The 21,562-nt window shown below is 66.1% G+C and carries 16 protein-coding genes; 8 read left to right on the top strand and 8 right to left on the bottom strand.

What is annotated here, in order from left to right:
* Window positions 1-332 precede the first annotated feature (332 nt).
* Window positions 333-1,052 carry a response regulator transcription factor gene (locus tag AC1DQ3_RS17450; RefSeq protein ID WP_477121417.1) on the top strand — a complete coding sequence of 240 codons (720 nt, stop codon included), beginning with the start codon at window positions 333-335 and terminating at the stop codon, window positions 1,050-1,052.
* Between the two features lie 81 nt (window positions 1,053-1,133).
* Here the strand turns inward: AC1DQ3_RS17450 and AC1DQ3_RS17455 are convergent, their stop codons facing one another.
* The 4 genes from AC1DQ3_RS17455 to AC1DQ3_RS17470 form a co-directional block, all read right to left on the bottom strand.
* Window positions 1,134-2,207 carry an Ldh family oxidoreductase gene (locus AC1DQ3_RS17455; RefSeq protein ID WP_477121418.1) on the bottom strand — a complete coding sequence of 358 codons (1,074 nt, stop codon included), beginning with the start codon at window positions 2,205-2,207 and terminating at the stop codon, window positions 1,134-1,136.
* A 42-nt stretch (window positions 2,208-2,249) separates the two neighbouring features.
* Complete coding sequence (locus tag AC1DQ3_RS17460) at window positions 2,250-3,242, bottom strand: Bug family tripartite tricarboxylate transporter substrate binding protein (RefSeq protein WP_477121419.1); 993 nt, start codon at window positions 3,240-3,242, stop codon at window positions 2,250-2,252.
* 82 nt (window positions 3,243-3,324) lie between these two features.
* Window positions 3,325-4,758, bottom strand: a complete 1,434-nt coding sequence (locus AC1DQ3_RS17465) for an FAD-binding oxidoreductase (protein ID WP_477121420.1) — start codon at window positions 4,756-4,758, stop codon at window positions 3,325-3,327.
* Window positions 4,759-4,807: 49 nt separating this feature from the next.
* A complete protein-coding gene (locus tag AC1DQ3_RS17470; protein ID WP_477121493.1) occupies window positions 4,808-6,508 on the bottom strand; it encodes a thiamine pyrophosphate-binding protein in 1,701 nt (566 codons plus the stop codon).
* Window positions 6,509-6,764: 256 nt separating this feature from the next.
* On the opposite strand from AC1DQ3_RS17470, the gene AC1DQ3_RS17475 reads away from it, so the two are divergent.
* From AC1DQ3_RS17475 to AC1DQ3_RS17500, 6 genes are all read left to right on the top strand, one after another.
* Window positions 6,765-7,811, top strand: a complete 1,047-nt coding sequence (locus AC1DQ3_RS17475; protein ID WP_477121421.1) for a Bug family tripartite tricarboxylate transporter substrate binding protein — start codon at window positions 6,765-6,767, stop codon at window positions 7,809-7,811.
* A gap of 111 nt (window positions 7,812-7,922) precedes the next feature.
* Window positions 7,923-9,017, top strand: coding sequence for a malate/lactate/ureidoglycolate dehydrogenase (locus tag AC1DQ3_RS17480; protein WP_477121422.1), 1,095 nt, complete (start codon window positions 7,923-7,925; stop codon window positions 9,015-9,017).
* A 47-nt stretch (window positions 9,018-9,064) separates the two neighbouring features.
* On the top strand, window positions 9,065-9,439 hold the full coding sequence (locus AC1DQ3_RS17485; RefSeq protein WP_477121423.1) for a 5-carboxymethyl-2-hydroxymuconate Delta-isomerase: 375 nt from the start codon (window positions 9,065-9,067) through the stop codon (window positions 9,437-9,439).
* A 160-nt stretch (window positions 9,440-9,599) separates the two neighbouring features.
* Window positions 9,600-10,397 carry a 2-dehydro-3-deoxyglucarate aldolase gene (gene garL, locus AC1DQ3_RS17490; protein ID WP_477121424.1) on the top strand — a complete coding sequence of 266 codons (798 nt, stop codon included), beginning with the start codon at window positions 9,600-9,602 and terminating at the stop codon, window positions 10,395-10,397.
* Window positions 10,398-10,528: 131 nt separating this feature from the next.
* Window positions 10,529-11,464, top strand: coding sequence for a LysR family transcriptional regulator (locus AC1DQ3_RS17495; RefSeq protein WP_477121425.1), 936 nt, complete (start codon window positions 10,529-10,531; stop codon window positions 11,462-11,464).
* A 187-nt stretch (window positions 11,465-11,651) separates the two neighbouring features.
* The gene (locus AC1DQ3_RS17500; protein WP_477121426.1) at window positions 11,652-12,185 is read left to right on the top strand and encodes an OsmC family protein; all 534 of its coding nucleotides are present in this window, start codon (window positions 11,652-11,654) and stop codon (window positions 12,183-12,185) included.
* Between the two features lie 2 nt (window positions 12,186-12,187).
* Here the strand turns inward: AC1DQ3_RS17500 and AC1DQ3_RS17505 are convergent, their stop codons facing one another.
* The 3 genes from AC1DQ3_RS17505 to AC1DQ3_RS17515 all read right to left on the bottom strand — a co-directional run bounded on the left by AC1DQ3_RS17505 (window position 12,188) and on the right by AC1DQ3_RS17515 (window position 16,903).
* The gene (locus AC1DQ3_RS17505; RefSeq protein WP_477121427.1) at window positions 12,188-13,579 is read right to left on the bottom strand and encodes an FAD-binding oxidoreductase; all 1,392 of its coding nucleotides are present in this window, start codon (window positions 13,577-13,579) and stop codon (window positions 12,188-12,190) included.
* 274 nt (window positions 13,580-13,853) lie between these two features.
* Window positions 13,854-15,470 carry a galactarate dehydratase gene (gene garD / locus AC1DQ3_RS17510; protein WP_477121428.1) on the bottom strand — a complete coding sequence of 539 codons (1,617 nt, stop codon included), beginning with the start codon at window positions 15,468-15,470 and terminating at the stop codon, window positions 13,854-13,856.
* Window positions 15,471-15,547: 77 nt separating this feature from the next.
* A complete protein-coding gene (locus AC1DQ3_RS17515; protein WP_477121429.1) occupies window positions 15,548-16,903 on the bottom strand; it encodes an MFS transporter in 1,356 nt (451 codons plus the stop codon).
* Window positions 16,904-17,342: 439 nt separating this feature from the next.
* Between AC1DQ3_RS17515 and kdgD the strand changes: the two genes are divergently transcribed.
* A complete protein-coding gene (gene kdgD, locus AC1DQ3_RS17520) occupies window positions 17,343-18,257 on the top strand; it encodes a 5-dehydro-4-deoxyglucarate dehydratase (protein ID WP_477121430.1) in 915 nt (304 codons plus the stop codon).
* A gap of 84 nt (window positions 18,258-18,341) precedes the next feature.
* On the opposite strand, the gene AC1DQ3_RS17525 is transcribed toward kdgD, so the two are convergent.
* Window positions 18,342-21,539, bottom strand: a complete 3,198-nt coding sequence (locus AC1DQ3_RS17525) for an efflux RND transporter permease subunit (RefSeq protein ID WP_477121431.1) — start codon at window positions 21,537-21,539, stop codon at window positions 18,342-18,344.
* Between the last annotated feature and the right edge of the window lie 23 nt (window positions 21,540-21,562).

Consider the following 21,562-nt stretch of genomic DNA (forward strand, 5'->3'; position numbering starts at 1 on the left):
CGGAGCAACGGGCACAGTTATCCACACAAGCTGTGGATAACACAATTCGCCAATTGTGGACAAATTGTGTATGTGTGCAGCAGCAATCCGCCCGCGGCCATGGGCGGTATCGGCCGCCCATGCGCCCCTGCCTGCCCTGCTTTGGGATGGTTCCGCCTGAACTTGCGAATTCCTCCGATTGATTGCCCCCCTGGCGGGGACTATCCTGCCCGGATTGCCTTGCGGGCAGGCCAGTGGCTGCCCGGCTCATTCGCATTGACAGCCCGTCTGGCCGGGCAACAGATGCGCGCGCCGGTCGGCTAATTGCTCGAATGCCAGTTTGATGAATTCCTATGAAGATCGCACTGCTCACCGATCTGTCGGTCCAGGCCAAGGCCATGGCAGACTCCCTGTCTCGCGCGGGCGTGTGCTGCCACACGTACCATGCAAGCCGGGAATTGTTCCATGGCATGGACCGGTCCAGCTACGACGTCCTGCTGATCGATCATGAGCTGGCGGACATGCCCGCCGTGGATGCCGTGCGCGCGGTACGCGGCGCCTGGCGCTCGGAGGTGCCCGTGCTGGTGGTCTCCAGCCGACGCGACGAGGAGTCGGTCGTCAATACCCTGCAAGCCGGCGCCGACGACTACATGATCCGCCCGCTGCGCTCACGCGAGTTGGTGGCCCGGCTGCATGCGCTGCAGCGCCGCACCGCCGCGCGCCGGCCGCCGCCCCACCCTGAGCTCAGGGTGGGGCCCTACACACTGGATTGCCTGTCGCACCAGGCCGTGTTCCGGGACCAGCGGCTGGCGCTGACGCCCAGGGAATTCGAACTTGCCTTGCTGCTGTTTGCCAATGTCGGGCGCGTACTGTCGCATGGCCGTATCGAGCGCGAGATATGGGGCTATCCACTGCCGCCGTTGTCGCGCGCGCTGGCGAGCCTGGTGTCGCGCCTGCGCCGCACCCTGCAGCTGAGTTCCCTTAACGGCCTGGTCATCACGGTGATATACGCCCAGGGCTATCGTCTGGACGAAACCGGCCCGGGCAGGACGCCGCCGAATCAGCGCGAATAGGTCAAGCGCCGGCTGCTTTGCATCCGCGACATCGAAGCGGCATTGCACGCGCGGGACCGCCAGGCTTCGGAGCCGGCCGCCTTACGCCAACGGCACGGGTGCCGCCATGCCGTATTTCTCCAGCCAGGGCGCAAGCTGCGGCAGGATGGCGGGATTCAGCGCCACCCCATCGCGCAACTGCCGCACCTTGCGTTCCAGCGCGCCCTGCCCCGGCAGCCGCACGCGCTCCACGCCGGGGCGCGGCGGGTTGTCCGTGCAGGCCCGCGCAATCCAGCCCATCTGGCCGGCAAAGGCTTCCTCGCCGGCAAATGCCGACGGGTCCAGGATCTGCAGGAACACGGTATTGCCCCAACGCTTGCCCGGGTCGTCGCGGCCGTGGCCGGACAGTCCCGCGGTCAGCGCTTCCACCATCAGCGACAGCGCATAGCCCTTGTGGCCGGCGTCCAGCCCGCCCAGCGGCAGGATCGAGCCCGCGTGCGGCGGGAACATGACGGCCGGGTCGTCGCTCGCGTTGCCGTGCTCGTCGATCAGCCACGGCTGCGGCAGGCGCTTGCCTTCCTTGTACAGCCGGGTGGTGAGCCCGACCGTGGTGATCGAGGTCGAAACGTCGATCAGCACCGGCCCCTCGGGCGTAGGAAAACCCGCGGCCACCGGGCTGGGCGAGAACACCGGGCGGGTGCCGCCAAATGGTGCCACCGTGCAGGCGGCCGGCGCCGAGGAGTAGAGCAGCATGACAAAGCCGGCCCGCGTGGCTCGCTCCAGGTAGGCGGCCAGGCAGGCGATATGATGGGCGCGGCGGATGGTAACGGTGCCGGTGCCGTAGTCGCGTGCCCGAGCCATCGCGCTTTCCATGGCGCGCAGCGTCAGCCACGGCCCGGGCAGGCGCTTGCCGTCCCAGGTGGCCACGGCGGCGCGGTTCGCCAGCACCTCGTAGTCCTCCTTGACGTTCATGCTGCCGCTTTCGATCTCGGCCAGGTAGGTGGGCAGCAATTGCAGGCCGTGCGTATCGTGGCCCATCAGGTCGCCTTCGACCAGGATGTCCGCCACGTCGGCGGCCCGGTCGGCGGGCATGCCCGCGCGTTCGAACATGGCTTGCGCCAGGCTGCGCAGCGCGGCGGCGTCGTGGCGGGGGACGGCTGGGGATTGGCTTTGCATAGGGGCTCCGTCAGATCGGGCGCGCCAGGCACGCCCTTGGCGTTACTCGTTGACCGACACGCCGGCCGCCTTGACCACCTTCTCCCAGCGTACCTTCTCGGCCAGGGCGAAGGACTGGAATTCCGCGCTGGGCTTGGGATCGGGGTCGGCCCCGGTATTCACCAACTGCTCGCGGAACCCGGGCCGGCGCATGGCCGCCATCACGGCGTCGCTGACCTTTGTCACGATCTCGCGCGGCGTGCCGGCCGGGGCAAACAGGCCAAACCAGGAACCAGTCACAAAGCCCGGCAGGCCGGCCTCTTCCATGGTGGGCACGTTCGGCAGCGCGGCCATGCGTTTAGCGCTGGTCACCGCAAGCGCCTTGAGCTTGCCCGACTTGACGAACGGCAGCGAGGTCGGCGCGTTGTCGAACATGATCTGCACCTGGCCGCCCATCAGGTCCGTCACCGCCAGCGCGCTGCCCTTGTACGGCACATGCACCATCTGGGTCCCTGTCATCACCTTGTACAGCTCGCCCGAGAGGTGGATCGAACTGCCCGCGCCCGACGAGGCGAAGGTGGCGCGTCCGTTCTCGCCCTTCACGAACTGCGTGAGTTCCTTGACGTCGTGGGCGGGCACCGACGGATTGACCACCAGGATATTCGGCACCGAAGCCACCATTGCCACCGCCGTGAAATCCTTCGCTGTATCGTAGGGCATCTTGCGATAGAAGCTGGCATTGATGGCGTTGGTGCCGACCGTGCCCATCAACAGCGTGTAGCCGTCCGGCGTGGACTTGGCGACGATGTCGGCACCGATATTGCCCGAGGCGCCCGGACGGTTCTCCACCACCACGGGCTGGCCCAGCGCCTTTTGCAGGTCGCGCCCGATCAGGCGGGCCACGATATCGGTATTGCCGCCGGCGGCAAATGGCACCACCACGCGGATGGGCCTGGACGGATACGTGTCCGCCTGCACGGGTAACGCCGCGAAGGTGACGGTGGTGGCCAGAAAGGCCAGCAGCGTGCGGCGTGAAGGCTTGAAGCTTGGATGCATGGTGGTCTCCTCTGTGGTTCTTGTCGTGTCCGTGCCGCCGGCCCCGCGGTGGAACCGGCGCCAGCCGTGGTCAAGCCGGTGTTCAGTTTGCCGACTGCGATGGTTCCGGCAACAGCCGGCCCGGGTTCATCAGGCCGTGCGGGTCCAGCGCGTGCTTGATCTTCTGCATCAGCGCCATTTCGACGGCGGATTTGTAGTGGGCGTTCTTGTCCACCTTGAGCTGGCCGATGCCGTGTTCGGCCGAGATCGAACCGCGCGCGCGATGCACCGCCTCGTACACCAGCGCGCTGATCGCCGCGCCGTTGGTCCGCACGAATTCCGGCTGTGGCATGCCCTGCGGCGCGCTGACGTTGTAGTGCAGGTTGCCGTCGCCGAGATGGCCGAAAGCCAGCACGCGCGCGCCCGGATGCGCGGCCACGATGGCGGCGCTGGTGTGCTCGATGAACTCACCGATGGCCGAGATTGGCACCGAGATATCGTGCTTGAGGTTGTCGCCCTCTTGCGACTGCGCCTCCGGCAGGTGATGGCGGATCCGCCACAGGCCGTCGGACTGCGCCAGCGAGGCGGCAATGGCGGCGTCGGCCACGATGCCGGCCTCGAAGGCTTCTTCCATCAACTCGCCGAAGGCTCGCGTGGCATGCGCTTCGCTGTGCGGGTCGCTGCTTTCCAGCAGGACGTACCAGGGATGCGCCTGGTCGAACGGCGCGCGGCACTCCGGGAAATGGCGCGCCACCAGTGCCACGCACACGCCGCTCATCAGCTCGAAGGCCGTCAGCGTGGCGGCCAGGCGGCGTTGCGCCAGCTCCAGCAGGCGCAGCGCCGCCCGCGGATCGCGCACCGCGGCCAGCGCGGTCATGCGCGCGGCGGGACGCGGATGGAGCTTGAGCGTGGCGGCGGTGATCACGCCGAGCGTGCCCTCCGCGCCGATAAAGAGCTGCTTCAGGTCATAGCCCGTGTTGTCCTTGCGCAAGCCGCGCAGGCCATCCCAGATCTCCCCATCCGGTGTGACCACTTCCAGCCCCAGGCACAGCTCGCGTGTATTGCCGTAGCGCAGCACCTGCACCCCGCCGGCATTGCTTGCCAGGTTGCCGCCGATGGTGCAGCTGCCTTCGGCGCCGAGCGACAGCGGGTACAGGCGCCCGGCCTCCTGCGCCGCCTGCTGGACGGCGGCCAGGATGCATCCGGCCTCCGCGGTCAGGGTGTTGTTGATCGGATCGATGTCGCGGATGCGGTTCAGGCGTGCCGTGGAGAGCACCAGCGCGCGCCCGCCGCCGTCGGGAATGGCGCCGCCCACCATGCCGGTATTGCCGCCCTGCGGTACCAGTGGCACCCGTCGCGCCGCGCACCAGCGAACGACCGCAGCCACATCCTCCGTGGTGTCCGGCTGCGCCACCGCCAGCGCGCGGCCGGTCCAGCTGCGGCGCCAATCGGTCAGGAACGGTGCGGTGTCCTCGGGCGTCGTCAGCAAGCGGCCGCTGAAGCAGCTGCGCAGCGCGCTCAGCGTGGCGTCGGTCATGGCATGTCTCCTTTCTTTGTCTTAGGTGAGGCGCCTTTTGCAGCCCGGACTAATCCGCGATCCGCATCGCCGGCGTAATCTGGCGCGGGTCCGTCACCAGCTCCAGCAAGGCGGGCCTGCCCGCGGCCTGTGCCCGGGCGAAGGCCGCGGCAAAGTCCTCCGTCTGCGTCACGCGCTCGGCCCAGGCCCCGCACGACTGCGCCATCGCCACGAAATCCGGACTCGGGATATCCGTGCCGCTGACCCGCCCGGGATAGCGCTTCTCCTGGTGCATGCGGATGGTGCCGTACATGCCGTTGTTGACCACCACCACGATCAGGTTGGCGCGGTACTGCGCGGCGGTCGCCAGTTCCTGCGGATACATCAGGAAGCAGCCATCCCCGGCAAAGCACACCACCGTGCGCTGCGGCTCGCGCAGCTTGGCGGCTACCGCCGCGGGCAAGCCGTAGCCCATGGCGCCGCAGGTTGGCGCCAGCTCGGTGCGCGGCTGACGGTAGGCGTAGAAGCGATGCAGCCAGACGGTGTAGTTGCCCGCGCCGTTGCTCAGCACGGCGTCATCCGGCAGGATGCGGTCCAGGTGCGCGATCACCGCGCCCATGTCCACGCCGGCAAGTTGCGGGTGCGGCTTGGCCGGCGTGGCGAAGGCAATATGCGCGGCGTGCGCGGCGCGGGTCCATTCGCCCCAGCGCAGGCTGGCCGGCGGCATCAGCGTGGCCAGCATGGCGGCGCCGGGCTCGATGCCCGCCTGGATGGCCAGTTCGGGCTGGTACACGCGTCCAAGCTCGGCGCTGTCGGCGTGCAGGTGGATCAGGCGCTGGCGCGGCCGCGGCACTTCCAGCAAGGTGTAGCCATCGGTCGCGATATCGCCCAGGCGCGTGCCAAAGGCGACGATCAGGTCGGCATCGCGCACGCGTTCCGCCAGCGCGGCATTGACGCCAAGACTGAGGTGGCCGATGTAATGCGGATCGCGGTTGTCGAACACGTCCTGGCGGCGGAAGGCACAGGCCACCGGCAGGTTCCAGCGCTGGACAAAGGCGGCGAAATCGCTTGCCGCCCGCGCACTCCAATTGGCGCCGCCGGCAATCACCAGCGGACGCTGCGCGCCGGCCAGCGCGGCGGCGAGCGCCTCGGCATCGGCCGCGCATGGTGCTGCCGCCACCGGCGCATAGCGCCCGGTATCGGCCACTTCGCACAGGCCGTCCAGCACGTCCTCCGGCAGCGAGATCACCACCGGGCCGGGCCGGCCGGAGGTGGCGCACTGGAAGGCGCGCGCCACCAGTTCGGGGATGCGCGCCGGGTTATCGATCTCTACCGCCCACTTGGCGATGGTGCCGAACATGGCGCCATAGTCCACTTCCTGGAAGGCTTCCCGCCCCTTGTGGCCACGCGCGATCTGGCCGACGAAGAGCAGCATCGGCGTGGAATCCTGGGCTGCGATATGTACGCCGATGCTGGCGTGCGTGGCGCCCGGCCCGCGGGTGACGAAGCAGATGCCGGGACGCCCGGTGAGCTTGCCGTCGGCCTCGGCCATATTGGCTGCCGCGCCTTCATGCTTGCACACGATCAGGTCGATGGCGGGCTGGTCATGCAAGGCGTCGAGCACGTCGAGGAAGCTCTCGCCCGGCACGCAGAAGATGCGCTCGGCGCCGTGGATGCGCAGGGCGTCCACCAGGATACGGCCGCCGGAGCGGGCCTGCCTGGCGGCGGGTGAAGAGGAAGATGCTGTGGTCGCAACGGACTGGCTGGTCATGACAGGATGGAAATGGTGCGGTGCAATCGGACGGATAACCGGGAATGCGTTGATTGTCATGGCGCGAACGCCATGCGCGTCTGGCATGCGCCGCATTTCTGCTATGCGTAAAACGCAAGGCTGGCGCCGCCGCGCGCGTGTAGATTGGTGCCGAGCGATCCCGTCCTGCCCCCGCGCCGCTTTGGCAGAGCAAGGTGCCTCGGCAAGGCAGTGGAAAGGAGATTGACTTCGACAAAAACAATCAGGAGACCCAGATATGCCCATGCACCCGCAACCCGGCCAGTCGCTCCCGCTTTCCCATCGCGCCCGCACGGGCCGGCTCGCCAGCCTGTGTAGCTGCGCGCTTGCCGCGCTGGGCACCCTCGCTGGCGCCCTGCCCGCCCATGCGCAGGACGCCTGGCCGTCCAAGCCGATCAGCTACGTCGTTCCCTTTGCCGCGGGCGGCACCACCGACGTGCTGGGCCGCCTGATCGGCCAGCGCCTGTCGCAGATGATCGGCCAACCGGTGGTGGTGGAGAACCGCGCCGGCGCGGGCGGCAATATCGGTTCCGACTATGTGGCCAAGGCCGCGCCCGACGGCTACACGCTGGTCGGCGGCACCATCAGCTCGCACTCGATCAATGTGAGCCTGTACCCGAAGATGCCATACGACCCGATCAAGAGTTTCCAGCCGGTGGCCCTGATCGGCACGCTGCCCAACCTGCTGGTGGTCAATGCCAACAGCCCGTGGAAGAACGTGCAGGACGTCATTGCCGCGGCCAGCGCCAAGCCCGGAGCGGTCTCCTTCGGCTCGTCCGGTAATGGCACCTCGCAGCACCTGGCCGGCGAACTGTTCGCCAGCATGGCTGGTGTCAAGCTGCTCCATGTGCCCTTCAAGGGCAGCAGCCCGGCGGTACAGGCGCTGCTGGGCAACCAGGTCGATGTCTTGTTCGAGAACAGCGTGGCGGCCATGCCGCTGATCCAGTCCGGCAAGTTCCGCGCCCTGGCCACCACCGCGGCCAAGCGCGCGCGCGAGTTGCCGGACGTGCCGACGGTGGCCGAGGCTGGCGGGCCGAAACTGCAGGGCTACGAGATCGTGTCCTGGCAAGCCGTGTTCGCCCCCGCCGGCACGCCCGCGCCCATCGTCAACCGGCTTGCCGGCGATATCGGCAAGATCATCCAGGAGCCCGACATGCGCGCCCGCCTTGCCGGACTGGGGATCGATGCGTCCGGCGCCGGCCCGGCCGAGCTGGGCGCTTTCCAGAAAAGCGAAGTGGCCAAATGGGCGCAACTGATCAAGACCGCGAATATCCGGCCGGAATGACGCCAGCGCATGGCCCGCATGCCTTGCCGGGTACCCAAGCGGGGCCCGGCGGCTTATGATGGCCGCTTGCTCCGGCCAGTGGCCCATTCCTCCTTCTCTCTCCCGAAGCCCATGAGCGAACACCGTATTCCGAGCGCCGCCCTCCATCAGTGGGTGGCCGATCTCTGGCTTGCCGCCGGCTCCGATGCCCGCGAGGCCCGCCTCACCGCAGATCACCTGGTTGGCGCCAACCTGTCTGGCCACGACTCGCACGGGGTCGGCATGATCCCGAAGTACGTGCTGTCCTGGCTGGGCGAGCAGCTCCAACTCAACCAGCGCGTGAGCGTGCTGCATGAGGCCGGCGGCATCCTGAGCCTGGACGGCAACCGCGGCATGGGCCAGGCGGTGGCCGAGGAGGCCATGGGCCTGGCGATCGAACGCGCGCGCGAGCACGGCGTGTGCGTGCTGGGCCTGCGCCGCTCGCACCATCTGGGCCGGGTCGGCCACTGGGCCGAGCAGGCCACGGCGGCCGGCATGATCTCCATCCACTTTGTCAACGTGCTGTCCAAGCCGATCGTGGCCCCGCATGGCGGCCATGAGGCGCGCTATGGCACCAACCCCTTTACCATCGGCGTGCCGGTGGCCGGCGCCGAGCCGCTGGTGATGGATTTCGCCACCAGCGCGATCGCGCTGGGCAAGGTGCGCGTGGCCAATAACAAGGGCGTGCGGGTGCCGCCGGGCTGCCTGCTGGATGCGCAGGGCCAGCCCACCGACGACCCCGCCGTGATGTTCCCGGCCGCCGGCGACCCGCAGGGCGCGCTGCGCGCCTTCGGCGAGCACAAGGGCTATGTGCTCGCCGTGATGTGCGAACTGCTGGGCGCGGCCGTTACGGGCGGCCACACCATCCGCCCCGAGACCCTGACCCACGAGCATGCGGTCTGGAACAATATGCTGGCCATCGTCTTCGACCCGGCGCGCCTGGGCAGCAGCACCACCTTTGGCCATGAGGTGCAGGCCTTCGTCGACTGGCTGCGGTCGTCACACCGGCAGCCCGGCACCGATGCCATCCTGCTGCCCGGCGAGCCCGAGCGCGCGTGGCGCCGGGCCCGCGCCGAATTCATGCCGGTGGACAGCGGCACGCTGGCCCAGCTCGACGATGCCGCGGCACGCGTGCAGGCCGCGCGAGGGACATCGCCCGGCCCGCTGTCGCGGCTGGCGGTGGACTGATCCGCCCGGTCCCGCACGACAACCCAATCAACCAAGGCCCAGCCACCATGCCGCACCTCATCATCGAAATCACCGAGAACACCCGCCTCACCTGCTCGCAGGAGGAACTGCTGGACGAAGCCAATGCCGCGCTGCTGGCTACCGGCGAGTTCGGCGAACCGGACATCAAGTCCCGCTGCATTACGCTGACCTCCTTCCGCCAGGGTACCGAAGTGCGCGAAGGCGCCTTCGTGCATGCGCGGCTGCACATCCTGGACGGCCGCGAGCTGGCCTTGCGCCAGGCGCTCAGCAAGGCGATCTGCGATGTCATCGCCGAAGCCGTACGGCCGGCCAACGCCGAGGACAACGTGCAGGTCAGCGTGGAAGTCGTGGAGATGGAACGCGCCAGCTTCGCCAAGCAGATCGTCAGCGGCTCGCGCTGAGGTTGCCCCGGGGCCGCTCCGACGGCTTCGTGAATCGCACCAGCAGCAACCCCGGCCAGCGCGCCAGGAGCGCGTTACCCGGCCGGGCGACCACGCGTTCGCGCCGTGGCGCCACAGACTTCCATCGCACCGCGCCGCAACAACAGGAAAACCAATCGTCATGACTTCGCTACCGAATTCGCACCTGCCTTCCCCTCTGCCCAACCGCTTCCGCGCCGACATCCTGGCGCGCAAGCGCTTGATCGGGTGCTGGTGCTCGCTGGGCAACCCCACCACCACCGAGATCCTGGGCCTGGCCGGCTTCGACTGGCTGCTGCTGGACGGCGAGCACTCGCCCAACGATGTGCTCACCTTTATTCCGCAGTTGATGGCGCTGCAAGGCAGCGTGAGCGCGCCGGTGGTGCGGCCGCCGGTGAACGATCCGGTGGTGATGAAGCGCCTGCTGGACATCGGCTTCTATAATTTCCTGATTCCCTTTGTCGAGAGCGCCGAACAGGCCGAGCGCGCCGTCAGCGCCACCCGCTACCCGCCTGCCGGCGTGCGCGGCGTGTCGATGGTCCAGCGCAGCAACCGCTACGGCACGGTGCCGGAGTACTTCAGCCAGATCAACGACAATATCTGCGTGCTGGTGCAGATCGAGAGCCGGAAAGGCGTGGATGCCGCCGATGCTATCTGCGCCGTGGATGGCGTGGACGGCATCTTTATCGGCCCGTCCGACCTGGCTGCCGCCTGCGGCCACCTCGGCAACCCCAACCATCCCGAAGTGCAGGCACAGGTCGCGCGCATCTTCGAAGCCGCCAATCGCGCCGGCAAGGCGGTTGGCACGCTGACGCCGGTGGAAGCCGACGCGCGCCGCTACCTGGATATGGGCGCGAGCTTCGTGGCGGTAGGGGTGGAGCAGAATATCTTCCGCAACGCGACGCAAGCGCTGCGCGAACGTTTCGCCAGCCAGGCGTAGCATCCGCCTGAAGCTGCGGCCAAACCGGACAGCAGGGACGACCGGGACGACCGGGACGACAGACGAGAGGGCAGAAATGGGCAAGATCGGATTTATCGGGCTGGGCGCATGAACATGCCGGCGTACCCCGCATGACCGCGCTGAGCTCAGAGGACCTGGCCTGCTTCGTCTGCGTGGCCAACACGCAAAGCATCTCGCGGGCGGCGCTGGAAATGGGCGCGGACCAGTCCACCGTGAGCCGGCAGATCGCCCGGCTGGAGGCGGCGCTGGACACCCGCCTGTTCCACCGCAGCGGACGCGGCGTGGTGCTGACCGAAGCCGGGCAGACCCTGATCGTCTACGCCCGCCAGGTAGCGGCCACGCTCGCCGAAGCGCGCGAAGCCATTCGCGCGTCGTCGGCGCAGGGGCCGGCGCAACTGGTGATCGCGGCGCAGCCTACCATTGCCAACACCGCGTTCGCCAGCATCGGCACCGCGCTGAAGCAGCGCTTTCCTGCTACGAAGGTTCGCTTTGTCGAAGGGTTGGCGAGCCCTGTGCTGGCATGGCTGGCCGCCGGAGAGATCGACGTCGCCCTGCTCTACCTGCCCGAGCAGCAAGGCGCGTTGAAGGTGGATATCCTGCTGGAGGAAGACCTGACCCTGGTCACGCCGACCTCGTGGAGCCATCTTGGCCCCACCTTTCCGGTACGCAGGCTGGGCGAAGTGCCGCTGATCCTGCCCAGCACCGGACACGGATTGCGCGTGCTGGCCGAGTCGCTCGCGGCCAGGGCGGGCACCAGCCTGCAACTTGCGCTGGAATGCGATGCCTCCAACACCGTATCGATGCGCCTGGTGGAGGACGGCTGCGGCGCCACGCTGCTGCCTTTTGCCGCAGTGGCGGATCGCGTGGCGCAGGGCCGGCTGCATTCGGCCCGGCTGGTGGATCCCGTGGTGACACGTCAGGTGGCGCTTGCCACCGCGCGCAACCGGACGCCGGTGCCGGAGTTGTGGGACATCATGCAGACGGTCAGGCAATCGGTGCGGAATATCGTGATGTCGGGTGCGTGGCCGGGGGCGCGGTTGATTTGAGATTGTTCGGTGGCTCTGCTCGCCTGCGGTGGCGAAACCGGGCAATCCGATGTTCAAGCAGGATGAAGAGGGCTGGCATCCGGTGCAACACTTTGCAATGAAGCATCGCCTACCCTCGATGTCTGAAATGTCTGAAACAGGCGCCGGCCAATGCCACGGGAAGAACCAGGCGCCAGGAGAGCAAACGATGAACGCCGACCAACTCCGCACCATCCAGGCCCCGCTCAAGGAAGCGTACCGCGAGCACCCGGAAGCCGCATCCATCACGCTGCGCGCAGCTAGTCGCCTGGGCGACGGGGTTACCTGCAAAATCGAAACCGGCAAGGCGCAGGTCGAAGCGGGCCTGCATCCGGCAACCGGAGGCAGCGGACTCAGCGCTTGTTCGGGAGACATGTTGCTGGAAGCATTGGCAGCCTGCGCCGGCGTCACCCTGAACGCAGTAGCTACGGCGCTGGGCATTGCGCTGCGCGATGCGCGCGTACTGGTGGCGGGCGACCTCGATTTTCGCGGCACGCTTGGCGTGAGCAAGGAAACCGCCGTGGGCTTCCAGGCGATCCGGGTGTGCTTTGAACTGGATACCGATGCCCCGGCCGGGCAGATCGAAACCCTGCTGCGCCTGACAGAGCGCTACTGCGTCGTCTACCAGACCCTGGCCAACGGAACCCGACTGACAGTCACCCATGCCGTCGGCGGCGAAGCCGACGGCAAAGCAAGTCCCTGATGCTAACCCTGGGCCGGCTTGATGTTCTGGTTGTGCCGGAACAGGTTGTCGGGATCGTACTGGCGCTTGACGTTGGCCAGGCGTGCATAGTTCGGCCCATAGGCTGCGCCCACGCGATCGCCCTCTTCCTGCGTCATGAAGTTGACGTACACCGAACCTTGCGCGAATGGCGCCGCTGCCTGGAAGACCGCGCGCGACCACGCGATGCCGGCATCGTCGTCAGCCGGGTCGGTCCAGCGCCCGTGAACGTTCATGATGAAGTTGGCATCGCGGCTGGGATAGGCGGTGGCATCCGCTGCCACCCGATTGGTCTGGCCGCCCATCGAACCGATAAAGATCTCGGTATGCGGTGAAGGCAGCTTGCCGATGTAGTCCGTCAATAGCGTGATCAGACCATCGTCGAGACCGGCGAAGTTATGCGATTTCCAGTAATTGCGCGCTCCGGGCGTCAACAAGGGATCGAAGGCCTGCTGCCAGGCGGCAAACGGCATGGGCCCGACATGCTCGCCATAGGGGGTGCCCAGTTTCCGTAGCGGCTCGACAAGCTGCGGGCCGTTCGCCACCGGGCCGATATAGCAGATAGCCAGCACCACGATGGGCTTGCCGTGCGATTCCGGCGGGAGGAACGGCAACGGCGGCGCCAGCCGCATCACGGCCCAGACGGTCAGTTCGTCCGGCATGCCGGCAAACCGGTCGCGCAGTCCCTGCAAGACCGCAGGCGCGTGCGCCAGCGGAAAGGCGATCAGCCCTCCGAATACCTCCGGCCCGACTGGATGCAGCGCGAACTCGAACGCGGTGACCACGCCAAAATTGCCGCCACCACCGCGAATCGCCCAGAACAGGTCGGGATGCTCGGCGGCGCTTGCACGTAGCAGCTTGCCGTCGGCGGTGACCACCTGCGCACTGACGAGGTTGTCGATCGTCAGGCCGTACTTCCGGCTGATCCAGCCAAAACCGCCGCCCAGGGTCAGGCCAGCCACGCCGGTAGTCGAGTTGATCCCCAGCGGCGTGGCAAGACCGAAGGCCTGCGCCTCGTGGTCGAAGTCGCGCAGCGTGGCGCCGGGTTCGACATAAGCACGTAGCGCGGTGGGATCGATCCGCACGGACTTCATGGCCGACAGATCCAGCGTGATCCCGCCTTCGCAGATTGCCAGGCCGCCGATATTGTGGCCGCCGGCACGCACCGACAGCAATTGACCGTTGTCCCGCGCGAACGCCACGGTGTGGATGACATCGGCCGCGCCCGCGCTTTTGACGATAAGCGCGGGATGCCGGTCGATCATGGCGTTCCAGATGCTGCGGGCCTCGTCGTAACCCGCTTCGCCAGGCTGCAGCGCCTGGCCCCTCAACTTTGACTTCAAGCCCTCGACCAGTTCGGTGGAAAGATCGGCCATGATGCACCTCGCGACGGAATGTCCGGTTACGGATTCGGCCGCGCGGCCGGCAAGGTGCCGCGAAGCACGGCTCGATCCGTCTCCGGCGTCATGTCCGCAGGGGAAATGGCATGAAGCGAGAACTGCGGCTGCCGGTCGGCGTAAAGGCGGGGGGAACCGAATCCATCCTCATTTAAGGTTGGCTCCGGGCGAATGTAAAGCGATCGGGACTCTGGTCCCGATCGTCGTCCGTCGTCCCGTCTTTTTTTCTTGCTGTCCCCGGCGAAGCGCTCGCTCAGGTCACCGGCGCCGGATTGAACAGCGCCAGCGAATTGTGCAGCTTATGGTGCTCGGCCCAGGTCTTCTTGCGTCCGCTCGCCACATCCAGCATCAGCCGGAACAGTTCCCAGCCCACGTCCTCGATGGTGGCTTCGCCGGTGGCGATGCGGCCCGCGTTCACGTCCATCAGGTCGTGCCAGCGGCGCGCCAGATCGCTGCGGGTGGCGACCTTGATCACCGGCACTTCGGCCAGGCCGTACGGCGTGCCGCGGCCGGTGGTGAACACATGCAGGTTCATGCCCGCAGCCAGTTGCAAGGTGCCGCAGATGAAGTCGCTGGCCGGCGTCGCCGCGTAGATCAAACCCTTGTGCTTGAGCTTTTCGCCGGGCGAGAGCACGCCGGTGATGGCGGTGCTGCCCGACTTGACGATCGAGCCCATCGCCTTTTCGACGATATTGGACAAGCCGCCCTTCTTGTTGCCGGGCGTGGTGTTGGCGCTGCGGTCGACGCGGCCTTTTTCCAGGTAACGGTCGTACCAGTCCATCTCGCGGATCATCGCCTGCGCCACTTCCGGCGTGGCGGCGCGCGCGGTGAGCTGGTCGATGCCGTCGCGCACTTCGGTGACCTCGGAGAACATCACGGTGGCGCCCGCGCGCACCAGCAGGTCGGTGGCAAATCCCACGGCGGGATTGGCGGTCACGCCGGAGAATGCATCGCTACCGCCGCATTGCACGCCAACCACCAGATCCGAAGCCGGGCAGGTTTCGCGGCGGCGCTGGTCCAGCTTGGCCAGGTGGGTCTGGGCCATGGCCATGATGGAATCGATCATGCTCTCGAAGCCCACGTGCTCCTCGTCCTGCAGGCACACCACGCCAACCTCCACGCCGCCAGCGCCGGTCTGCACGGGCATGGTGCCGGGCGGCATCAGCCGCTCCGGTTGCAGCTTTTCGCAGCCCAGGCTCACCATCATCGCGGTGCCGCCGAAGTTGGGGTTGAGCGCGATATTGCGCAGCGTGCGGATCGGCACGATGGCGTCCGGCGCATCGATGGCCACGCCGCAGCCATAGGTGTGTTCCAGGCCCACTACATCATCCACATTGGGATACCTGGGCAGCAACTCGGCCTTGATGCGGCGTACTGCATGCTCCACCACGCCCGACACGCACTGCACGGTCGTGGTGATGGCGAGGATGTTGCGGGTGCCGACCGAGCCATCCGGATTGCGGAAGCCTTCGAAGGTATAGCCCTCCAGCGGCGGCAGCGGCGCCGTCACGCGGGTGCCGATGGGCAGGTCGTCCAGTTCGGGCGCCACCGGCATCTCGATGACGCGCTCGTTGACCCAGCTGCCCTTGGGCAGGTCGCGCAGCGCATAGCCGATCACCACGTTGTATCGCACCACGGCATCGCCTTTGCCCAGATCCACCAGCGCCACCTTGTGGCCCTGTGGCACCCTCTCACGCAAGGTCAGGCCACAAGGGAACACGGTTCCCTCCGGCAGGCCGCCATCGTTGGCGACGATGGCCACGTTATCCAGCTCATGGATGCGGATATACAGCGGTGTGCCCTGCACCTGCTTGCCCGGCTGCGGCTGCGCACCGGTGGGCTGCTCTACCTTGATATCGATAACCGACATGTTCTTTTCCTTGCGAAACGCTTCCGGCAGCCTGGCTGCGCACCACGGCGCGGCCACCTGCTATCAGTATCAGGAATTCAGGGATGCTTGAGTTCGACGCGCTTGATTTCCTTGACGATCACCAGGTAGCTGATCACCGTCACCAGCGCGTTGGCGCCGACGAACACCAGCGCGCCATTGAAGGAACCGGTGGTGCCAAGGATATAACCGATCACGATCGGCGTGACGATGCCCGCGATATTGCCGAACATATTGAAAATGCTGCCGGCCAGGCCAATCACTTCCTGCGGTGCCGTATCCGCCACCACGGCCCAGCCCAGCGCACCGATGCCCTTGCCGAAGAAGGCCAGCGCCATGAAGCCGACCACCAGCCATTCGCTATCGACATAGTTACAGGCAATCATGCTGACCGACAGCAGCATGCCCGCGACGATGGGCACCTTGCGGGCCACGGTGAGCGAAAAGCCGCGGCGCAGGAAACCGTCCGAGATCACTCCGCCGAGCACGCCGCCCAGGAAGCCGCAGATCGCCGGCAACGATGCGACGAAGCCCGCCTTCAGGATCGACATGCCGCGCGCCTGCACCAGGTACACCGGGAACCACGTCAGGAAGAAGTACGTCAGCACATTGATACAGTACTGGCCGAGGTACACGCCCAGCAGCATGCGGTTGGACAGCAACTGACGCACATAGAACCAGCGGGTGCCGGCGGGTTCCTTCTCCTTCTTGCCCGCGTCCCCGCTCATCTCGATCAGGCCACCGCCCTGCTGTATATGCTCCAGCTCGGCGGGAGTCACGCCGGGGTGGGTCGCCGGGCTGCGCACCACCTTGAGCCAGAGTCCGGCCAGCACCATGCCCAGTGCGCCCATCCACAGGTAGACGTGATGCCAGCCCAGCGCATGAGTCAGCCAGGCCATCAGCGGCGTGAACAGCACGGCGGCGAAATACTGTGCCGAGTTGAAGATCGCCGAAGCCGTGCCGCGCTCGGCGGTGGGAAACCAGCTGGCGACGACCTTGGCATTGGCCGGAAACGCCGGCGATTCGGCCAGGCCTACCGCAAAGCGCAGCACGAACAGCGTGGTGACTGCCGCGCCAACCGTGGCGAACGCGCCGATAAAGCCCTGCAGCAGCGTAAAGAGTGACCACAGGAAGATGCTGCAGGCATAGATGCGGCGCGCGCCAAAGCGGTCGAGCAGCCAGCCGCCGGGAATCTGTGCCATCACATAGGCCCAACTGAAGGCCGAGAAGATGAAACCCATCTGCACGGCATCGAAGCCGAACTCCGAGCGCATTGCGGGGCCGGTGATGGATAAGGTGGCGCGATCGGCGTAATTCACCGTCGTCACCACGAAGATCATCAGCAGGATCCAGTAACGGACGTGGCTGCGGCGGGTGGCCTGCCCGGCCACGCTGATGGTATTGCTGAGGTTCATGGGGTCTCCGGCACCGGCTACGGCGGAGCTGTGCGGTGCCCTGTCGGGTGACCGCCCATCCCCGTAGCTTTCATGGCTTCGTGATATGTCGTCGTATGACTGGCATTATATGCAACCGGTTTCCCGTACAGCATTCAGTGTTTACCCGATATGAAGATGTCGGGAAAGATCCGAGGTGAGTGCAAAGATCACGTTTGCCTGTACAAGACCGGTCTAGCGCGAAATTGAGCTTTCAGGCAGCTTTCAAGTCAGTCAGGCCAGCGTGTAGAGCCGAAGTGCATCCTGAAAATCGCATGTGGCGCCACGCTCGCCTCAACGAATCCTCTTGCGCGATCTGCATCTCAGTTGTACGATGACGTATCTTGACTGTGCGGACCACCAGGAAGCACAAGAACCACTGCCCTAAACCTTGCCCTTGCGGCGCTCAGGACCAGCCATCATGACCACACCACAAGAACTCAAGCAGATCGTCTCGGAAGGCCTGCTCTCCTTCCCCGTGACCGACTTCGACGCGCAAGGCAACTTCCGTCCCGAGACCTATGTCGAGCGCCTTGAATGGCTGGCCCCGTATGGCGCCACGGCCCTGTTCGCCGCCGGCGGCACCGGCGAGTTCTTCTCGCTGACGCCGGAGGACTATTCCAATGTGATCCGCACCGCGGTGGAAACCTGCGCGGGCAAGGTGCCTATCCTGGCAGGCGCAGGCGGCCCGACGCGCATGGCCATCGCCTATGCCAGGGAAGCCCAGCGCCTGGGCGCCAAGGGCATCCTGCTGCTGCCCCACTACCTGACCGAAGCCTGCCAGGACGGCATTGCCAACCATATCGAGGAAGTCTGCAAGTCGGTCCATATCGGCGTGATCGTCTACAACCGCGGCACTTCCCGCATCAACGCGGAAATGCTGGAACGCCTGGCGGACCGCTGCCCCAACCTGATCGGTTTCAAGGACGGCGTGGGTGAAATCGAGAGCATGGTGCGCATCCGCCGCAAGCTGGGCGACCGCCTGTCCTACCTGGGCGGCCTGCCCACCGCCGAAGTCTATGCCGCCGCCTACAAGGCGCTGGGCGTGCCGGTGTACTCCTCGGCCGTGTTCAACTTCATCCCCAAGACGGCGATGGACTTCTACCGCGCGATCGCCGCCGACGACCACGCCACCACCAACCGCCTGATCGACGAGTTCTTCCTGCCCTACCTGGACATCCGCAACCGCCGCGCCGGTTACGCCGTGAGCATCGTCAAGGCTGGCGCCAAGCTGGTCGGACGCGATGCCGGCCCGGTCCGCGCGCCGCTGACCGACCTCGACGAGCAGGAACTGGCGCAGCTCGACGCGCTGATCAGGAAGCTGGGACCGCAGTAAGTCCCGCGACAAAGGAGACCCGCCCAGGCATGAGGACACCAGGCGGGCTCCTGCCCGGACACTGCCGGGCATTTGCCCCAGGCGCTATTGGGGGACGGTGGTATCGGCCACGGCGGGCGCATCACCCGAATCCGAATCCGAATCCGGATCCTTGCCAAGGAATACCATCCGCAGCGCCGGCACGATCACGAGCAGCATCAGCGGCCCCACCAGCATGCCGCCCACCACCACGGTGGCGAGCGGTCGCTGCACCTGGCTGCCAATGCCGGTGGAGATCGCTGCGGGAAGCAAGCCGATGCACGCGGACAACGCCGTCATCAGCATCGGGCGCATCCGTTGCTGGGCTGCATGAAACATGGCTTGCGTCGACTTGAAGCCCTGTTGGCGACGCAGGTCGTTGTAATAGGAGATCATCAGGATCCCGTCCATTACCGATACGCCAAACAGGGAAATGAAGCCAATTGCCGCCGAGATGCTGAAATCCAGCCCGGTGAGGAACAACGCCGCCACGCCGCCCGCGATGGCAAAGGGAATGCCGGCCAGCGCCATGAAGCTGTCGCGCAGCGAATTGAACAAGCCGTAGAGCAGCACGATGATCATCAGGATGCTGACCGGCACGATCAGTTCCAGCCGCTTCTTGGCCTGCTCCAGTTCTTCGAACTCGCCGGCCCATTCGATGTGGTAGCCCTCCGGCAGTTTGACCGCATTCGTGATGCGCTCCTGCGCCTGCGCCACGGTGCTTCCCAGGTCGCGGCCGCGCACGCTGAACTTGACCGGAATAAAGCGCTGGTTCCGTTCGTGGTAGATGTAGGAAGCCCCGGTATCGAGGGTGATATCCGCAAGCGCGCTGAGCGGTATATAGGCATTGCCGCCATTCGCGCCATTCGCGATCTGGTAAGACACCTTGATATTGCGGACAGCCTCGATATCGCCGCGGTATTCCGGGGCCAGGCGCACTGTCATCGCGAACTGGCGGTCGCCCTCCAGAATGGTGCTGGCCTGGGTGCCGCCGAGCGCGGCCTGCACCACGGTATTGATGTCTCCCGTATTGAGCCCATAGCGCGCGGCAGCCTCCCGGTTGACGCGGATATTGAGATTGGGCTGACCGAGTACGCGAAACACGCCGAGATCGGTCACGCCCTTGACCTGGCCCATCTCGTGCAGGACCTGGTCGGCCAGCCTCTCCAGCGTTGCCAGGTCGCGTCCCACGATCTTGACCGAGTTCGCGCCCTTGACCCCGGACAAGCCCTCCTCGACATTGTCCTGGATGTATTGCGAGAAATTCAGCGTGATACCGGTGAACTCATCGGCGAATTCCTTCTGTACGTCCGCCACCAGCTTGTCCTTGGTCATGCCGGCAGGCCATTGATCGAATGGCTTGAGCGGCACGAAGAACTCGGCATTAAAGAAGCCGGCGGCATCGCTGCCATCATCGGGGCGGCCGTGCTGCGATACCACCGTGGCCACCTCGGGATGGCGCAGCAGGATCTGCCGCATCCTGGCCACCGGCGGAATGCCGGCCTCGAGCGAGGCCGTCGGCGGCAGGGTGGCGCGAATCCATAGATTGCCCTCCTCCAGCGACGGCAGGAACTCGGTGCCCAGCCGCGTCATCAGCAGACCGGTGAGTACCAGCACGAGCGCACCGATGGCGACCGAGACCCGCTTGTTGGAGAGCGACCACTTCAAGGCCGGTGCATAGAGATGGTGCAAGCCGCGCACCAGCCAGGTCTCCTTCTCCTCGATGTGCTTGGGCAACAGATAGGTACACAGCACCGGCGTGATGGTAAAGGTGGCAATCAACGCGCCCAGCAGGGCGTAGCCGTAAGTGCGCGCCATCGGCCCGAAGATCTGCCCCTCCACGCCCTGCATGGTGAACAGCGGTACGAAGGCCGCCACCGTGATGGCAGCCGAGAAGAACACCGCCTTGTCCACCTGCAGCGCGCTGACAAAGATCATGCGCAGGCGGTCGGGTACGCGCATGCCCAGCACCTTCGCATCGCGGCTCGCGAGCAGTCGCGCCTGCTCCGCCAGCGGCATCTGGAAATTCCGGAACACGTTCTCCACCAGGATCACCGAGGAGTCCACGATGATCCCGAAGTCGACCGCCCCCACCGACAGCAGGTTGGCCGATTCCCCGACCAGCACGAGGATCATGATGCTGAAGAACAGCGCAAACGGTATGTTGACGCTGACGATAATCGCGCTGCGCAGGTCGCCCAGGAAAATCCACTGGATGAAGAACACCAGCAGGCAGCCAAAGAAAAGGCTGTGCAGGACGGTGTGGGTGGTGACCGAGACCAGGCTGGAGCGATCATAGTAGGGCTCGACCCTGACGCCGGCAGGCAGCGTGCCGTCGCTGTTGATCTTGTCGATCTCGGCCTTGACGCGCGCCACCACCTCGTTGGTCTGCAAGGTGCGGTTCATCACCACGACGGCGGTGACCACGTCGTCCTCGTTGTCACGCCCGGATTTGCCCAACCTCGGCGTAAAGCCGATCCTGACCTTGGCGACATCCTTGACCTGCACCGGTACGCCATTGTTCTGCGTCAGGACGACGCTCTCTATATCCTTGACGCTTTCGACCAGGCCCACGCCGCGAATATTGACCGACTGCTGGCCGAGGTTGATCGTACGCCCGCCCACATTGATGTTGGCGTTTCCCAGGGCCGTGACCATCTGCGGCAGCGTGACGTTGTAGGTCTCGAGCTTGTGCAGGTCGGCCTCGACGTCGTATTCCTTGGTCGTACCGCCCCAGCTGACCACCTGCATCACACCCGGTACGGTCTTCAGGCGGCGCTGCAACACCCAGTCCTGCAGCGTGCGCAGGTTGGTCAGGCCGAAGTGCGGCGGCCCCTTGAGCTGGTAGCGGTAAATCTCTCCCACCAGGCTGGACGACTGGATCTGCGCCTGCACATTGTTCGGCAGGCTGACGTTCTGTTGCAGCGCGAGCGCTGCCTGCGTGTAGGCGAAGTAATAGTCGATGCCGTACCGAAAGGTCACGCGCACGAAAGAAAGCCCGTAGAAGGACGTCGAGCGGATACTCTCGACGCCTGGCGTGGCCGCCAGGCCAACCTCCATCGGTACCGTGTAGTAACGCTCCATCTCCTCGGCCGAAAGGCCGGGGGCTTGCGCGGTGATTTCCAGGATCACCGGCGCCGGGTTCGGATAAGCCTCGATATTGAGCTTGGAGAAGGCGAACAGGCCAGCGCCGACGAACACCAGGAGGAACAACAGGATGAGCGGTCGGCGTGTCAGCGACAACCGGAGAATGGCCCTTAGCACGGTCTACCTCTTTGCACTCTTTG

This window comes from Cupriavidus sp. 01T418 (assembly GCF_056398885.1).

Bases quoted from the DNA above. Each gene is read 5' to 3' on its own strand.
- AC1DQ3_RS17505 (WP_477121427.1), bottom strand. From the start codon at position 13,579: ATGGCCGATCTTTCCACCGAACTGGTCGAGGGCTTGAAGTCAAAGTTG.
- kdgD (WP_477121430.1), top strand. From the start codon at position 17,343: ATGACCACACCACAAGAACTCAAGCAGATCGTCTCGGAAGGCCTGCTC.
- AC1DQ3_RS17495 (WP_477121425.1), top strand. From the start codon at position 10,529: ATGACCGCGCTGAGCTCAGAGGACCTGGCCTGCTTCGTCTGCGTGGCC.
- AC1DQ3_RS17470 (WP_477121493.1), bottom strand. From the start codon at position 6,508: ATGACCAGCCAGTCCGTTGCGACCACAGCATCTTCCTCTTCACCCGCC.
- AC1DQ3_RS17515 (WP_477121429.1), bottom strand. From the start codon at position 16,903: ATGAACCTCAGCAATACCATCAGCGTGGCCGGGCAGGCCACCCGCCGC.
- AC1DQ3_RS17480 (WP_477121422.1), top strand. From the start codon at position 7,923: ATGAGCGAACACCGTATTCCGAGCGCCGCCCTCCATCAGTGGGTGGCC.
- garL (WP_477121424.1), top strand. From the start codon at position 9,600: ATGACTTCGCTACCGAATTCGCACCTGCCTTCCCCTCTGCCCAACCGC.
- garD (WP_477121428.1), bottom strand. From the start codon at position 15,470: ATGTCGGTTATCGATATCAAGGTAGAGCAGCCCACCGGTGCGCAGCCG.
- AC1DQ3_RS17475 (WP_477121421.1), top strand. From the start codon at position 6,765: ATGCCCATGCACCCGCAACCCGGCCAGTCGCTCCCGCTTTCCCATCGC.
- AC1DQ3_RS17450 (WP_477121417.1), top strand. From the start codon at position 333: ATGAAGATCGCACTGCTCACCGATCTGTCGGTCCAGGCCAAGGCCATG.
- AC1DQ3_RS17500 (WP_477121426.1), top strand. From the start codon at position 11,652: ATGAACGCCGACCAACTCCGCACCATCCAGGCCCCGCTCAAGGAAGCG.
- AC1DQ3_RS17460 (WP_477121419.1), bottom strand. From the start codon at position 3,242: ATGCATCCAAGCTTCAAGCCTTCACGCCGCACGCTGCTGGCCTTTCTG.
- AC1DQ3_RS17455 (WP_477121418.1), bottom strand. From the start codon at position 2,207: ATGCAAAGCCAATCCCCAGCCGTCCCCCGCCACGACGCCGCCGCGCTG.
- AC1DQ3_RS17465 (WP_477121420.1), bottom strand. From the start codon at position 4,758: ATGACCGACGCCACGCTGAGCGCGCTGCGCAGCTGCTTCAGCGGCCGC.
- AC1DQ3_RS17485 (WP_477121423.1), top strand. From the start codon at position 9,065: ATGCCGCACCTCATCATCGAAATCACCGAGAACACCCGCCTCACCTGC.